Origin of the sequence: Ruegeria sp. HKCCA0235A (assembly GCF_013033235.1) — a bacterium.
Classification (GTDB): domain Bacteria; phylum Pseudomonadota; class Alphaproteobacteria; order Rhodobacterales; family Rhodobacteraceae; genus Ruegeria.
This window is the reverse complement of record NZ_WQDQ01000004.1, coordinates 56340-70967: the sequence shown is the minus strand read 5'-3', so window position 1 is coordinate 70967 and position 14628 is coordinate 56340. Positions and strand designations below refer to the sequence as shown.

15 protein-coding genes and 1 riboswitch are annotated in these 14628 nt (G+C 58.4%); of the genes, 1 reads left to right on the top strand and 14 read right to left on the bottom strand.

The window, feature by feature from the left end; all coding sequences use genetic code 11:
• Position 1: 1 nt before the first annotated feature.
• From GOW56_RS08415 to GOW56_RS08390, 6 genes are all read right to left on the bottom strand, one after another.
• Positions 2 to 352: a lipopolysaccharide assembly protein LapA domain-containing protein gene (locus GOW56_RS08415; RefSeq protein WP_171205601.1), complete on the bottom strand. Its 351-nt coding sequence runs from the start codon at positions 350 to 352 to the stop codon at positions 2 to 4.
• Positions 353 to 359: 7 nt separating this feature from the next.
• On the bottom strand, positions 360 to 644 hold the full coding sequence (gene ihfB, locus GOW56_RS08410) for an integration host factor subunit beta (protein ID WP_050603110.1): 285 nt from the start codon (positions 642 to 644) through the stop codon (positions 360 to 362).
• Between the two features lie 270 nt (positions 645 to 914).
• Positions 915 to 2591 (bottom strand): 30S ribosomal protein S1, encoded by a 1677-nt coding sequence (gene rpsA / locus GOW56_RS08405; RefSeq protein ID WP_068337749.1) that lies wholly within the window; start codon positions 2589 to 2591, stop codon positions 915 to 917.
• Between the two features lie 231 nt (positions 2592 to 2822).
• On the bottom strand, positions 2823 to 3098 hold the full coding sequence (locus GOW56_RS08400) for a DUF6525 family protein (protein WP_256368156.1): 276 nt from the start codon (positions 3096 to 3098) through the stop codon (positions 2823 to 2825).
• 170 nt (positions 3099 to 3268) lie between these two features.
• Positions 3269 to 4954, bottom strand: coding sequence for a tryptophan halogenase family protein (locus GOW56_RS08395; protein ID WP_171205600.1), 1686 nt, complete (start codon positions 4952 to 4954; stop codon positions 3269 to 3271).
• Between the two features lie 206 nt (positions 4955 to 5160).
• Positions 5161 to 5697, bottom strand: a complete 537-nt coding sequence (locus GOW56_RS08390; RefSeq protein ID WP_171117406.1) for a hypothetical protein — start codon at positions 5695 to 5697, stop codon at positions 5161 to 5163.
• A 217-nt stretch (positions 5698 to 5914) separates the two neighbouring features.
• Here GOW56_RS08390 and GOW56_RS08385 point away from each other — a divergent pair, with 217 nt between their 5' ends.
• Positions 5915 to 6391, top strand: a complete 477-nt coding sequence (locus GOW56_RS08385) for a YHS domain-containing (seleno)protein (RefSeq protein ID WP_171205599.1) — start codon at positions 5915 to 5917, stop codon at positions 6389 to 6391.
• A 21-nt stretch (positions 6392 to 6412) separates the two neighbouring features.
• Here the strand turns inward: GOW56_RS08385 and cmk are convergent, their stop codons facing one another.
• The 8 genes from cmk to GOW56_RS08345 all read right to left on the bottom strand — a co-directional run bounded on the left by cmk (position 6413) and on the right by GOW56_RS08345 (position 14507).
• Positions 6413 to 7030 carry a (d)CMP kinase gene (gene cmk, locus GOW56_RS08380; RefSeq protein WP_171205598.1) on the bottom strand — a complete coding sequence of 206 codons (618 nt, stop codon included), beginning with the start codon at positions 7028 to 7030 and terminating at the stop codon, positions 6413 to 6415.
• Positions 7027 to 8373 carry a 3-phosphoshikimate 1-carboxyvinyltransferase gene (gene aroA, locus GOW56_RS08375; protein WP_171205597.1) on the bottom strand — a complete coding sequence of 449 codons (1347 nt, stop codon included), beginning with the start codon at positions 8371 to 8373 and terminating at the stop codon, positions 7027 to 7029. The genes cmk and aroA overlap by 4 nt, the downstream gene beginning before the upstream one ends.
• A gap of 68 nt (positions 8374 to 8441) precedes the next feature.
• Positions 8442 to 9152 carry a tRNA (guanosine(46)-N7)-methyltransferase TrmB gene (gene trmB, locus GOW56_RS08370; protein WP_171170929.1) on the bottom strand — a complete coding sequence of 237 codons (711 nt, stop codon included), beginning with the start codon at positions 9150 to 9152 and terminating at the stop codon, positions 8442 to 8444.
• A gap of 97 nt (positions 9153 to 9249) precedes the next feature.
• Positions 9250 to 10431 carry a methionine adenosyltransferase gene (metK, locus tag GOW56_RS08365; RefSeq protein WP_171205596.1) on the bottom strand — a complete coding sequence of 394 codons (1182 nt, stop codon included), beginning with the start codon at positions 10429 to 10431 and terminating at the stop codon, positions 9250 to 9252.
• Positions 10432 to 10436: 5 nt separating this feature from the next.
• Positions 10437 to 10486, bottom strand: a riboswitch (SAM-SAH riboswitch).
• Between the two features lie 41 nt (positions 10487 to 10527).
• Positions 10528 to 12033 carry an apolipoprotein N-acyltransferase gene (gene lnt / locus GOW56_RS08360; RefSeq protein WP_171205595.1) on the bottom strand — a complete coding sequence of 502 codons (1506 nt, stop codon included), beginning with the start codon at positions 12031 to 12033 and terminating at the stop codon, positions 10528 to 10530.
• On the bottom strand, positions 12030 to 12917 hold the full coding sequence (locus GOW56_RS08355; RefSeq protein ID WP_171170935.1) for a hemolysin family protein: 888 nt from the start codon (positions 12915 to 12917) through the stop codon (positions 12030 to 12032). Before GOW56_RS08355 ends, lnt begins: the two co-directional genes overlap by 4 nt.
• A gap of 36 nt (positions 12918 to 12953) precedes the next feature.
• A complete protein-coding gene (gene ybeY / locus GOW56_RS08350) occupies positions 12954 to 13448 on the bottom strand; it encodes an rRNA maturation RNase YbeY (RefSeq protein WP_171205594.1) in 495 nt (164 codons plus the stop codon).
• A gap of 36 nt (positions 13449 to 13484) precedes the next feature.
• Positions 13485 to 14507, bottom strand: a complete 1023-nt coding sequence (locus tag GOW56_RS08345) for a PhoH family protein (protein ID WP_171205593.1) — start codon at positions 14505 to 14507, stop codon at positions 13485 to 13487.
• Positions 14508 to 14628: the final 121 nt, after the last annotated feature.

The following is a 14628-nucleotide window of genomic DNA, read 5'->3' as shown; positions in this document are numbered from 1 at the left end:
CTCAGCTCGCCTCATCCAGAATGGCAAGCACGTCGTCCTTGCCTTCGTTTTGCTTTTTCTTGAGTTTCTTGACTTCGCGCTCAAGCTTGCGCACTTCGGTTTTCTTCACGGTCGCGTCGCGGCGGTGCTTGTGTTCCCGCAGCCATTCCCACAGGAAACCAATAACCAATCCTGCTGCAACACCCCCTAAAACCACCATAAACAGCGGCAGTGACGCGCTGAGATTAAAACCCAGAAGCTCGGCCAGAGCATCCGGCATCAGTTTCAGTTCAACGGACTGAACATTGGCAAGAGACACGGAAATCAGGATGATCCCGAGAGCCGCCAGAAAAGCATATCGAAGGTAACGCATCATGGTGTCAGGCTTTACCGTTCAATCGATCCCTGAGCAACTTGCCAGTTTTGAAAAACGGTACACATTTTTCTTCGACCTGCACTGTCTCGCCCGTGCGCGGGTTGCGCCCAACACGTGCGTCGCGTTTCTTCACGGAAAAGGCACCAAAGCCCCGCAGTTCGACACGGTCACCGCGCGCCATGGCGTCTGTGACTTCTTCGAATACGGTGTTCACGATCCGCTCGACATCACGCTGATAGAGATGCGGGTTTTCGTCAGCGATTTTCTGAATCAATTCTGAACGGATCATGCGTGATACCCTCCCAGGCAGCCGGTGTGACAGGTCTACTGTTTTGACAGTATAGGAAAAAACCCGGAAGGGGGGAACGGATACTCTGAGTTTTGAGGCTTTATTTTGCCACATTCTCGCGCGAAATTTTATCTGTCAGGCCAATTTCCACACTTAATGCGCGATCAATCCCCTTATTAACCCTGCGGTTCGGAACATATTGATTCGCAACAAAAACGGCCCCGCACTGTCGTGCGGGGCCGAAATTCATGCTTGGGATACTGCCTTGGCTCAGTCGCCGGATTTCAAGGCTGCACCCAGGATATCGCCCAGCGATGCGCCCGAATCGGAAGAACCGTACTGTTCCACGGCCTCTTTCTCTTCGGCGATCTCGCGCGCCTTGATCGACAGGCCCAGACGACGGGTCTTGCTGTCGACGTTGGTGACGCGGACGTCGACCTTGTCACCGACCGAGAAACGCTCGGGGCGCTGTTCGGCACGGTCACGCGACAGATCCGAACGACGGATGAACGACTTCATGCCTTCGTATTCGACCTCGATGCCGCCATCTTCGATCGCGGTGACTTCGACAGTGATGACCGAGCCACGCTTCACGCCGCCCACGGCTTCGGCGAACTTGTCACCGCCCAGGGCTTTGATCGACAGCGAAATACGCTCTTTTTCGACGTCAACTTCCGAGACAACCGCCTGAACGACATCGCCCTTGCGGTAGTTCTGGATCGCATCCTCGCCACGCTCGTCCCAGGACAGGTCGGACAGGTGAACCATGCCGTCGATGTCGCCTTCGAGGCCAATGAACAGACCGAATTCGGTGATGTTCTTGACTTCGCCTTCGACCTCGGTGCCCTCGGGGTGGGTTTCTGCAAACACTTCCCACGGGTTGCGCTGAGTCTGCTTCAGGCCCAGAGACACGCGACGCTTGGCGCCGTCGATTTCCAGAACCATGACGTCGACTTCCTGGCTGGTCGAAACGATCTTGCCGGGGTGGACGTTTTTCTTGGTCCAGGACATCTCGGACACGTGCACCAGACCTTCGACACCGGCTTCCAGCTCGACGAACGCGCCGTAGTCGGTGATGTTGGTAACGCGACCCTGATGGACCGAGCCCAGCGGGTACTTGGCAGCAACCAGATCCCACGGATCTTCCTGCAGCTGCTTCATGCCCAGGCTGATGCGGTGGGTCTCTTTGTTGATCTTGATGACCTGAACCTTGATGGTTTCGCCGATCGTCAGGATCTCGGACGGGTGGTTCACACGGCGCCATGCCATGTCGGTGACGTGCAGCAGGCCGTCAACGCCGCCCAGGTCAACGAATGCACCGTACTCGGTGATGTTCTTGACAACACCCTCGACGGTCTGACCTTCGGACAGGTTGCCGATGACTTCGGCACGCTGTTCGGCACGCGATTCTTCCAGGATGGCGCGACGCGAAACAACGATGTTGCCACGGCGGCGGTCCATTTTCAGGATCTGGAACGGCTGCTTCAGACCCATCAGCGGGCCAGCGTCGCGCACGGGGCGAACGTCAACCTGCGAGCCGGGCAGGAACGCAACTGCGCCACCCAGATCGACGGTGAAACCACCTTTGACGCGACCAAAGATTGCACCTTCGACGCGCTGGTCGTCGGCATATGCTTTTTCCAGACGGTCCCATGCCTCTTCACGGCGGGCCATCTCGCGCGAGATGACGGCTTCGCCACGGGCGTTTTCTGCGGCACGCAGGTAAACTTCGACCTCGTCGCCTACAGCGATTTCAGGGGCTTCGCCGGGATTTGCGAATTCTTTCAGATCAACGCGGCCTTCCATTTTGTAGCCTACGTCGATGATGGCTTGGCCGGCTTCGATCGCCAGAACCTTGCCTTTGACAACAGACCCCTCTTCGGGTGTGTCCATTTCGAAGCTTTCATTCAGGAGGGCTTCGAATTCCTCCATGGATGCGTTAGCCATGTGGCGTTGTTTTCCTTTACAATACGTTTTTGCTGGCCGAGCGGTTGTCTCCGCCGGTCTTGTTTCATGATGTCTTCAGGCGTGATCCGGTGCGCCCCTGAGCAAACAAACACAAAGGGCCGAGGTAACTCGGCCCTGCTCAGAAACGTCATCCGGACGTTGACCGCCCTTGTATCGACAGCGCGCGTATAGGCGGATTCCCCGGTATGTGCAAGGGCAAAGCCCATATTTTCAAGGTTTGGCGGCTCTGTACCCAGGCGCGTTGCCGGTTTTGAAGGTCCAAACCCCGGCATCGCGCCGCAGCATGGCCTGTTCAATTGCGTCCAGTCGCATCAACGCTGCGGATGGGTTGCGCGCACCTCCGGCCCGGTTCCAGATTTTTTGCGCAGAAACGGGGCTCCACGGCAAGCTTGCCGAGGCCAACCACAGGCGCAGCCCTGACGGCAGAGAGTCGTAGACCTGCATAGGCGCCGCCTGTCGTCTCCGACGTTTGAGGGTACTCCGCAAGTTCCGACCCCTTGTTTGCCCTTGTTTCTTATGTTGTTGCAATACGGTCGCCTTTCGCAATGTGTATGTAATTACATTACATATCAACAAAGCACACGGAAGTAAAAAAGACGGGGAGTTTGCTCCCCGCCTTTCCTGCAAACACTCCCTGCGCGACGGGCAGGAAGCAGTCAGAACAGTTGCAGATCCTTTTTGCCGCTTTGGATTTCAGCAAAGTTCGGCATGTTCTCGATGACAACAGGGGCTGGCGCCGTGCCCGGCATCGCCACTGTCGGCTTCATTGCCGCCGCCATTCCAAAGGCAGGTTGATCAAGTTCCCCCCGGATATCGCGCAACAGTGTTTTGTGATCCGGCATGGATTTAACGATCTTCGCCAGATCCATTTTGGCGTTCTTCATACCCTGGAACCAAATCGGTTTCTTCAACGGTCGAAGACGATCACGGATGCCCGAACCATAGCCCGTATCATAAACCTGTTTGCCCAAAAGAACGGTCTGATAAACGCGGCTGTCAAACAAAGTGGCGAACTCGATATCGTGATCCATCGGCAGGCGATACTGCCACAAGTCAAGATTTTCGGCCAACCGATCCGGTATCTTCATCTCGGTGCGCGCATCGATCCAGTATTGGTCATCGGTACGGTTGCCCAACCGATAGTGCAAACAGATGAATTCCAGAACCTCATTATAGAGCTTGTCCATCTGCCGATTGTATCTGTCCCTCAGCGAAGGCTCGATGTCTCGCGTGGGCAAATGCTCGGCGAACCAGCGTATCGCATGGTCAATCATGTGGATCGCCGTGCTTTCCAGCGGTTCAATGAACCCGCCGGACAGGCCTATGGCCACGCAATTCTTGACCCAGGCATTGCGCACGCGACCGACGCGCATCGGGATCACGCGCGGTGTCAAACCCTTGCCGCTGTCTCCCAGCCACTCAAGGTATTCGTCCGCCGCCTGATCATCCGTGCGGTGTGCCGACGAATAGACATATCCTGTGCCCACACGGTTAAAAAGCGGCACGCGCCACGTCCAACCCGCGCCCAAAGCAGTGGATCTGGTGGCGCTTTCGATCTTGTCAGGATCCGGATGCTCGATCTGCAACGCCAAGGCCCGATCATTGGGCAGGTAGTCAGAGTAATCCAAAAATGGCTCACCAAGTGCCTTGTTGATGATCAGCCCACGGAACCCGGTGCAATCCACGACCATCTCAATGTCATGGCGGCCTTTTGCCTCGAGCATGAGATGACTGACATTGCCCTGTTCATCCAACTCGACCGTTTGCACCTCATCCCGGATATGCTCCACTCCGCGCTTCGTGCAGACCCTGGTCAGCATGCCTGCAAACTTTACGGCATCCAGATGATAGGCATAACCAAACCGTTGTTCGAATTCCGGCTGCCCCAACTGACGCGCGCCCTTACACAAACGGGCCAGATCATCATGCGGCGATATGGACTGCGTGAAATCCCTGTCGCCATTGCCGAAGCGCAGGAAATACTCGGCAGCCTCTAGCCCCTCAAGCATCTGGCCGTGCGCAAAGGGGTTCATATAGTCGATGCGATTGCCCTTGGCGTCATTGTTCCAATTGCAGAACTTCACACCCAGCTTGAAGGACGCGTTGGTCTCGCGGAAGAAACTCCGCTCTGAAATACCCGCCTGACGCAGCGTGACAGGCATCCGCGGAACCGTGGCCTCACCCACCCCCACGGTCGAGATGTTCGGGCTTTCGATCAGGCAGATTTGCGGTCGACCCTTGGGCGCCGACGTGCGGGAAAACACCATGTCCAGGATCAGCGCGGTCATCCATCCAGCCGTACCGCCACCCACGATGGTGATTTTGTTCAAACGATTGTTCATGTAGTTTTGTCCCTGTTGGCTTGGGAATTTTTTGCTGCGCCCCTGTTTTTTTGCGGGTTGTGTCGCAGCTTTCCCTTTTCGCTGGGAAGAAACTATAACAGCTTTCCTGAATCCATCTAGGGTCTATGACGCACCGGCCTGAAGGCCCGTCCGCGCAACGTCGGCCTATCAGCTGGCGTCACGCCAGTCCCATATTCACGATGCAGTCAGATCTCTTCGCCTTTCTTCAGCAGTTCCTCAATCAACTCACGTTGCAGATCGGTGCTGTCGCCGCCTCCGAACTCTGCCGCACCGCCGGAATACAGGGTGCCATATGTCCTGGCGATGTTCACAGTCTGGGCCAGCCCCGAGATCAGCTGGTCTTTTTCCAACAGGGACAACGGGTGGATAAACGCAGCCCACAAGGTGCCATTGGCAATCGCATAGCGGGCATCCAGCGTGCTGTCGAAATTGGCCTGCATCATTCGGATCAAGTCTTCCTCCGACAGCGCATCGGCGCTGCGGATCGGGACCATGGCCCGCATCCGATCCGCATTGGTGTCGGTGATGACCAAGACCTCCACCCCTGCAATCGTCAATTGAAACCCGGGGCCGCTCGGCTCTGCTTCGGGGTCAAGCGCAAAAAGAATGTTGCCCAGCCGTTCATACGTCATCGGCGGCTCAGCTTCGGGTGGGCTTTGCACGGGCTCTTGCGCGGCAAGGCTTCGGGCAATGAAAACAAGAATGAGGGCTAATCGGATCATGATGGCACTCCTGCGGGCATTCTTTCAGCATAGGTACGCAAAACCACACTGACCAAACAAAGCTTGGTGAACGCACCTTCTGGACATTCAGATACCTGTACGATCTGCAATATCTGATGGCCTATCTGAGATTACACGTCCAGCTCTCATCCCCTAACTATGTTTCACCGGTCGACGATCCGATCGACCCGAACCCAGAACCAAGAGGAAACGTGTAATGAAAACTATCGTCTTCACCGCCCTGGCAGCCGCCATCGCCCTGTCCACTCCGGCTTTTGCCGCGGACGAAATCAACGTGTCGAACGGGATCTCGGCCGCAGGTGCCCCGCTTGCCGCACATGGGGTCGATCTGGTTGCTTTGGTCAATGATGGCAACCCGGTCGAAGGCTTCGCCACTCATTCGGCAACCTATGACGGCGCATCCTATTACTTCACCACCGCCGCCAACCTCGAGGCGTTCGAGGCGAACCCGGAGGCCTACCTGCCGCAGCATGGTGGGTTCTGTTCATTCGGCGTATCGGTCGGCAAGAAGTTCGACGGAGACCCGGATCAGTACCTGGTCGCAGATGGAAAACTGTACCTGTTCCTGAACGCCGAAACCCGCGCGGCCTTCATGAAGGACGTTCCCGCCACCGCAAAAACGGCGGACGAACAGTGGGCAAACATCAAGAGCATCGCCGTAGGCGAGCTGTAAATGTCGCCCCTGCCTGCGACGTCAGCGCGTCGCGGGCAGTTTTGCGCTTATGATTTCAAGCGCTTTGGCCAATGCAGCCTCGATACTGAGGTCCGTTGTGTCCAGTTGCACTGCATCCTCAGCTGGCTTCATCGGCGCAGCGCTGCGCTCTGCGTCGCGGGCATCCCGCTCTTTGACATCTGCCAGAACCTGTTCGCGCGTCACGTCAGCACCTTTTGCACTGAGTTCCAGAAACCGGCGTTCGGCTCGCACCTCTGGGCTGGCTGTTACAAACAGCTTCATCTCGGCATTGGGACAAATCACCGTCCCGATGTCGCGCCCATCCAAAACGGCTCCGCCCGACCTTCGGGCAAAGGCGCGCTGAAAATCCACCAAGGCGGCGCGAACCTCGGGGATCACCGCCACTTTGGATGCGGCCTGCGCGATTTCAGCCGTGCGCAGATCACCCTGCTCAAGCTCTTCGGCGGTCAGGGCCTGCGCTGCTTCAAGCGCGCCAAACCCTTCAAGAGTGCGCCGCCCAACGGCGCGATACAGCAAGCCGGTGTCCAGATGCGCGAACCCGAAATGCGCCGCAACGGCCTTGGAGATCGTGCCCTTGCCCGCAGCCGCAGGTCCGTCAATGGCGACAGTGAAGCTCACCTGCGCTCTACCTTTGCACCAAGCAACGCCATCAACGGTTCAAAAATCGGGAAGGATGTCGCGATCGGACTACCATCATCCACGCTTACCGGGTTCTGCGCGCCCATGCCCATCACCATGAAGGACATGGCAATGCGGTGATCCAGGAAGCTTTCGCACGTCCCGCCGCCCGGAACCTTGCCGATACCCAACCCTTCGACCGACCACCAGTCGTCACCCTCGTTGACCGTGACGCCGTTGGCGCGCAGACCGCGTGCCATGGCATCGATGCGGTCGCTTTCCTTCACCCGGAGTTCCTTCACTCCGCCCATCATCGTGGTGCCCGTGGCGTTTGCGGCAACCACGGACAAAACGGGGTATTCGTCGATCATCGAGGCCGCGCGTTCAGGCGGTACGTCAATACCCTTCATGTCTGGCGAGTATTTCGCGCGCAGATCGGCAACCGGCTCGCCGCCCTCTTCGCGCTCGTTTTCATAGGTCAGGTCGGCGCCCATCTCGCGCAGCGTCGTGAACAGGCCCGCGCGCGTGGGGTTCAGGCCGATACCCGGCACCAGAACGTCCGAACCGGGCGTGATCAGCGCCGCGCAAACCGGGAAGGCCGCGCTGGACGGGTCGCGTGGAACGGCGATGACTTGCGGCTTCAATTCCGGGCGCCCCGTCAAAGTGATGACCCGGCCTTCAACAGTGTCTTCCACGGTAATTTCGGCACCGAAACCGGACAACATCCGCTCGGAATGATCGCGCGTCGCCTCTTTCTCGATAACCACGGTTTTACCGGGGGCATTCAGCCCCGCCAGCAGAACGGCGGATTTCACCTGGGCCGAGGGCACCGGAACTTCGTACCGGACCGGAGTCGGGTCCGACGCACCGACGATCGTCATGGGCAAACGCCCCCCCGAGCGGCCCACGGCCTGCGCCCCAAACAGCGCAAGCGGATCCGTTACCCGCGCCATGGGGCGCTTGTTCAGGCTGGCATCACCAGTAAAGGTTGCCGTAATCGGCGAGGTCGCCATGGCACCCATGATCAGCCGGACTCCGGTGCCGGAATTGCCGCAGTCAATCACCTGATCCGGTTCGGCAAACCCGCCGACGCCCACGCCATGCACCGTCCATTCGCCGCCGCCATGATCTGTGACTTCGGCCCCGAAGGCCCGCATTGCCTTTGCGGTGTCCAAGACGTCCTCACCTTCGAGCAACCCCGAGATCCTGGTCTCGCCCACAGCCATCGCGCCAAGGATCAACGACCGGTGCGAAATCGACTTGTCGCCCGGCACCTCTGCCGTGCCGGTCAGCGGGCCGCAGGGATGCGAAGTCATCGGGATGGGCGTTCCGTGTCCGGACATGGGGGCTCCTTTTGCGCTATCAGTGCTCAAGCCGATTAGCGAATTGGCACCGGTTGGTCCAGCGGCAATCAGTCATTGCGGCGGAAGGTCAGGTAGTGGGGCGTGCGACCTTCACGCAAGGCTTTCTGCTCGTAGCGTGTGGAAATCCAGTCGTCCCACGGCTCGCGCCAATCTGCGGGGCGCTCGGCCAGCCACTCGAACCCGGCGCGGGGGACTTCCTCGAGTGTCTGCCGCACATAGTCGGGGATGTCCGTGGCGACCCGGAAGATCGATCCGGGCTTCAAGACCTTTGCCAACGGTTCAAGATGTTCCGGCGTCACGAAACGGCGACGATGATGCCGGGTTTTGGGCCACGGGTCAGGATACAGAAGGAAGGCCCGCGATATACTGGCCTCTGGCAGCACGTCGAACAGGTCTCGGGCATCGCCGGGATGCACAGCAAGGTTATCAACCTCCGCCTGCCGAATTTTGCCCAGCAGCATGGCAACGCCGTTGATATAGGGCTCGGCCCCGATGATGCCGATGTCGGGGTTGCTTTGCGCCTGATGAACCAGATGCTCGCCGCCGCCAAAGCCGACTTCCAGCCAGACCGGCTTGCCGCCGAACAACTTGTTCAGGTCCAACGGCCTGCGTTCGGGGTTTGTATCCCAATCCACCGCACCGGGCGACAAAGCCGCCAGATCTTCGTTCAGATAGGTCTTTTGGCTGGGCTTCAGGGTCTTGCCCTTGAAGCGGCCATAGAAGTTTCTGCGCGGGCGTTGTGGGGTCTCGGTGCTCATGGCGGTCGCCATACTGCGCGCCAGAGAACGTTGCAAGGGCGCGCGGTACACACGAGGAAAAAGCGCGCCCTGAAAGGCGCGCTTTGTGTTGTTCAGATCAGACTGCGGACTTCAACGCATCGACCAGATCGGTGCGCTCCCAGCTGAACCCCCCATCATCGCTCGGCTGACGACCAAAGTGGCCGTAAGCAGCAGTGCGCTGATAGATTGGCTTGTTCAGTTGCAGATGCTGGCGAATGCCGCGCGGCGTCAGATCCATGACCTCACCCACGGCTTTCTCGATAGCCGCATCCGCCAGTTGGCCGGTTCCATGCGTGTCGGCATAGATCGACAGCGGCTTGGACACGCCAATCGCATAGCTCAGCTGAATCGTGCAGCGTTCGGCCATGCCCGCCGCCACGACGTTTTTGGCCAGATAGCGTGCTGCGTATGCTGCCGAACGGTCAACCTTGGTCGGGTCTTTGCCTGAGAACGCGCCGCCGCCATGAGGGGCCGCGCCGCCATAGGTGTCCACGATGATCTTGCGCCCGGTCAGGCCCGCGTCACCATCCGGTCCGCCGATAACGAATTTGCCGGTCGGGTTGACGTGCCATTCGGTTTCGGCCGACAGCCAGCCGTCAGGCAGGGTTTCGCGGATATAAGGCTCGACGATGGCGCGGATATCATCCGAAGACAACGCTTCATCCAGATGCTGCGTAGACAGAACGATCGAGCTGACGCCGACCGGCTTGCCGTCGCGATAAACGACTGACAGCTGCGACTTTGCATCAGGGCCCAAAGCAGGTTCGGTACCATTCTTGCGTACTTCCGCCAGTCGCCGCAGGATAGCGTGCGAATACTGGATCGGTGCGGGCATCAGCGCCGGAGTTTCAGTCGTGGCATAACCGAACATGATGCCCTGGTCGCCGGCACCCTCGTCCTTGTCATCCGCAGCATCAACGCCCTGAGCGATATGGGCGGATTGTTCGTGCAGCAGATTGGTTACTTCGACGGTTTCGTGGTGAAACTTGTCCTGCTCGTAACCGATGTCTTTGACACAGTCGCGGGCGATCTGTTCGATGCGTCCCATGTAATCGTGCAGCTTGTCTTGATCAGACAGACCTACTTCGCCACCGATCACAACCCGGTTGGTCGTGGCGAAGGTTTCGCAGGCCACACGGGCTTCTGGTTCTTCATTGAGAAATGCATCAAGGACAGCATCCGAGATGCGGTCACAGACCTTGTCGGGATGCCCTTCGGAAACGGATTCCGAAGTAAATGTATAGTTCTGTCGGGACATAAATGCGCTCCATTAGGGGTTTCTCCGCCACGCCAGGAAGCCGTTGTGACAGGTCACAGACGCATACGCTCGCTTAAAGATGGGGTCAATCTTAAATTATTTGGTCAGGCGACGGATGTTGAACCACGCCAATGCAGCAAGAAACAATAGCAGTCCAAGAACAGGGCTGTCCCCGATGCGGGAATAAACTGTTGGCTGATGTGGCTGCGGCAGGATCGCATCCACGTAACCCGCCTTGCCCAGCGCCAATGAGGCCGTGACCTGACCCAATGGGTTAATCATGGCCGATATGCCGGTATTGGCCGAACGGATCATCGGCAGACCCTGTTCAATTGCCCTCATCCGGGCCTGTGCCAGATGCTGAAACGGTCCCGAACGCGTTCCGAACCACGCGTCATTGGTGATCTGCAACAAAAAGTCCGCCCGACCCGCCGCCCCGTTCACATCCTGCGGGAACACGGCTTCGTAACAGATCAGAGGCAGCGCCTTTCCCAATTTGCCAAGGCCCAAGAGCTCGGGCCCCGGCCCTGCGCTGAATCCATGCCCCGTCGTCGCCGCCATCCCATAAATCCCAAAATGGCCCATCAACTCGCCAAAAGGCACATATTCTCCAAACGGGGCCAGATGGTGTTTGTCATACAGACCGCCCTGCTGCCCGGCTTCATCCAGATAGACCATCGAGTTGAAAATCCTCGGGCCGTCTCCGCGCTGGATCCCCAAAACCACGGGCGTACCCTGAGCGGCATCCGCAATGGCCGTCAAATACGGTTGCGCGCTGCCCAGCCAGGCTGGAACTGCAGTCTCGGGCCAGACGATCAGGTCCGGTCTGGGCAAAGCGGCGGAATATTCAATCTGACGGGCAAAGAACAAGGGCGCATATGCCGGGTCCCACTTTTGGTGCTGCGGGGCGTTGGGCTGAACAACACGAACTGTGTGCGGGCCTTCCTGCACTATTGGCCGCATCGACGCATAGCCAGCTGCCAGCGCCGCCGCCGCAGCTGTAAATCCCAGTGGACGGAGCAGTGCCCGCAAGCGTCTTTCCTGAACCAGTGCCGCCCCTATCGGAAACGCCGCGGCAAATGTCAGCGCATTCAGGCCATACGGCCCTACCAGAGACAGCAATTGCGCCACGGGCGTATTCACCCAGATTTGCGCCACTCCGCCCCAGGGGAACCCGGTCAGCACGTATCCCCGTGCCAGTTCAGCCAGCGACAGCGTCGCGATCAGCAAAACGCTTTGCTGCATGGCGGTCGCGCCAACATGCCGCGCCAGTCGAAACGCAACCGCCCAGAACAAGGCGAGCCCGCCGGCCATAAACACCAGCGCAAACGGTGCCATCCAGGCGTGGCGCTCTGCATCCACCTGGAAAGGCTCGATGATCCAGCTGAGCCCATGGGCAAAATAGCCGGTGGCGAAGAACCAGCCGATCCACCCCGCGCGAGCACGGGTTTCACTGCCAAGGAACACCGGAACGATCAAAACCAGTGCAACAACCGTAGCGCCCCAATACCCATGCGGTGCCTGGCCAAAAGCGCCGAAGGCGCCCAGTGCGGCGGCGGCAAACAATCTCAACGATGACGGCCAGCCCCGGACAGGCGTCATGCAGCGACGTCCGGCAGCATGACGCGCAACCGTTTGATGCGTCGCGGGTCGGCTTCAATCACTTCGAATTCCGGCCCTTCCGGATGAATCACGACCTCACCCCGTGCCGGAACACGCCCGGACAGCATGAACACCAGCCCCCCCAGCGTGTCGATGTCTTCTTCATCCACATCCTCGTGGCTGGTCAAGGATCTGCCGATCTCGGCCTCGAAGTCCTCAAGCGGCACACGTGCCTGCACAACGTAACAGCCGGGCTTTTCCTGCACCCAAAGCTGATCTTCGTCTGCATCGTGTTCGTCCGCGATCTCACCCACGACCTGCTCGATCAAGTCTTCGATCGTCAGCAGCCCGTCGACGCCGCCATACTCATCAATCACCAACGCCATATGGCGACGTTCGGTCTGCATCTTTGTCAGCAGGACACCGATCGGCATTGAAGGCGGCACAAACAAAAGCGTGCGCAACATGGATTTCAGGTCAAACTTGTCGGCACCGCCATTGAAACCATGGGTCAGTGCGAAGTCCTTGAGGTGAACGAAGCCCAACGGCGTATCCAGCGTTCCTTCATAGACCGGGATTCTGGACAACCCACTGCCCCGGAACACGTCGGCCAGTTCATCCTTGGTGATGGTAGAAGGAACCGCGATGATCTCGGCCGTTGGAATGGCCACGTCTTCGACGCGCATCCGGCGCAGGTTCATCATCCCGTGAGGCCGAGCTGCCGCTGCGCTCTGCCCATTGATCACCGGGCTTTGCTGAGTCTCATGACCCGAAAACGCGTCGAAAATTCGGGAAATAAGCCCGCTTTTCTCTTCTGTATCATTGCCGCTGTCCTGAGGTTGCGCGCTTTGCGCTGCCCTAGAACTGCCGTCTGTTTCGCCCATTACCTTGTTCCAACTGATCGGGTCACCTGACCCACCTTATGCCTTATATGGGTTATCTATACCCAATTTGCCAAGTATCTCGACCTCAATCCCTTCCATCAAAGCGGCATCGGGGTCACGAATGTGATCATATCCCAGCAAATGCAACGTTCCGTGAACAAGCAAATGGATGACGTGATCGTCAATGTCCCTGCCCGCCTCATCCGCCTCACGCGCGCAGGTGTCGAAGGAGATCGCAATATCGCCCAAAGGAATTTCACCGGTGAAATCCGGCTTTGGCGGATGCGGCGCTTGCCCGGATTCGTCCGGGGCCAAGTCTTCTGCCGGCCAGCTCAGAACATTGGTGGCGGCTGGTTTGCCGCGAAACTCGGCGTTCAGCTCCGAAATGCGCGCATCATCGCATCCCAGAACGCTGATCTCGCAAAGCTCAGGGTCCAGTTCCGCATGGGACAGGACGGCGGATATCGCTTGCCGCGACAAAGCTTCAAGCCCTTGCCACCGGTCGTCTTCGACAGTGAGTTCCAGATTCATCTTATCGCACAACAGCCCTGTGAATGAGCCTTGCAATCAACTGGTTTCGCGGCCCGCATCCGCCTCATACGCCTCGATGATCGCGGCCACAAGCGGGTGGCGAACCACGTCCTTGGTCGTGAAATAGTTGAAACTGATGTTGGGGATCGTTTTCAACAGTCTTTCGGCATCCTGCAAACCCGACTGAACGCCGCGTGGCAAATCCACCTGAGACCTGTCGCCGGTGATTACCATACGGCTGCCTTCGCCCAGACGAGTCAGGAACATCTTCATCTGCATGGTCGTGGCGTTCTGTGCCTCGTCCAGCACCACAAAAGCATTGGCCAACGTGCGTCCACGCATGAACGCCAGCGGCGCTATTTCGATTCGCTTTTCCTCGATCAGCTTGGCCAGCTGCTTGCCGGGCAGAAAATCGTTCAGCGCGTCGTACAGCGGCTGCATGTAGGGATCGACCTTGTCCTTCATGTCACCGGGCAGATAGCCCAGTTTTTCACCCGCCTCGACCGCCGGACGGCTGAGGATGATTCGATCCACATGCCCGCCAATGAACATCGACACGCCCACCGCGACAGCCAGATAGGTTTTCCCCGTGCCAGCAGGCCCAATGCCAAATGCAAGCTCATTTTGAAACAGTGACTGCACATAAGCTTTCTGGGCGTCCGTGCGCGGTTCCACCAGTTTCTTGCGGGTTTTGATCTCGACTGAACCGCCCTTGAACATTTCCAACTGATCGCCGTCGCGGCTGCCGGTCCCCTGTTCCGAACTACCCATCCGCAGTTCTCGGTCCACGTCCGCGGCCTCGACCTCGCGCCCGCCTTCCAATCGCGTGTAAAGCGATTGAAGCACCTCAATAGCCTGCTTCTGGGCGTCTTCATCGCCCATCACGACAAGCTGATTGCCGCGGCGTACGATCTGGACGGAAAGCTTGCTTTCGATGTCGGTCAGATTGCGGTCGTATTCGCCGCACAGGTCAATCAACAATCGGTTGTCGGGAAACTCTAAAAACGCCTCGCGTTGGGGCATTTCGTCTTGCGGTGGGGTCAGGGCACCGATGGCCAATCCGTTCTCCTGTCTTGGCAGTTCACCCTGAGCGTAGACAACAAATCTCGGTGGGCGCAAGCCACAGTTTCAAAAATAAGCCCACAGATGACAAAAGCGCCGATCATACAAAAGAAAAAGC

Coding starts and splice junctions, on each gene's coding strand:
- lnt (WP_171205595.1), bottom strand. CDS start 12,033: ATGACGCCTGTCCGGGGCTGGCCGTCATCGTTGAGATTGTTTGCCGCC.
- GOW56_RS08385 (WP_171205599.1), top strand. CDS start 5,915: ATGAAAACTATCGTCTTCACCGCCCTGGCAGCCGCCATCGCCCTGTCC.
- trmB (WP_171170929.1), bottom strand. CDS start 9,152: ATGAGCACCGAGACCCCACAACGCCCGCGCAGAAACTTCTATGGCCGC.
- GOW56_RS08395 (WP_171205600.1), bottom strand. CDS start 4,954: ATGAACAATCGTTTGAACAAAATCACCATCGTGGGTGGCGGTACGGCT.
- aroA (WP_171205597.1), bottom strand. CDS start 8,373: ATGTCCGGACACGGAACGCCCATCCCGATGACTTCGCATCCCTGCGGC.
- GOW56_RS08415 (WP_171205601.1), bottom strand. CDS start 352: ATGCGTTACCTTCGATATGCTTTTCTGGCGGCTCTCGGGATCATCCTG.
- rpsA (WP_068337749.1), bottom strand. CDS start 2,591: ATGGCTAACGCATCCATGGAGGAATTCGAAGCCCTCCTGAATGAAAGC.
- ihfB (WP_050603110.1), bottom strand. CDS start 644: ATGATCCGTTCAGAATTGATTCAGAAAATCGCTGACGAAAACCCGCAT.
- metK (WP_171205596.1), bottom strand. CDS start 10,431: ATGTCCCGACAGAACTATACATTTACTTCGGAATCCGTTTCCGAAGGG.
- ybeY (WP_171205594.1), bottom strand. CDS start 13,448: ATGAATCTGGAACTCACTGTCGAAGACGACCGGTGGCAAGGGCTTGAA.
- GOW56_RS08355 (WP_171170935.1), bottom strand. CDS start 12,917: ATGGGCGAAACAGACGGCAGTTCTAGGGCAGCGCAAAGCGCGCAACCT.
- GOW56_RS08390 (WP_171117406.1), bottom strand. CDS start 5,697: ATGATCCGATTAGCCCTCATTCTTGTTTTCATTGCCCGAAGCCTTGCC.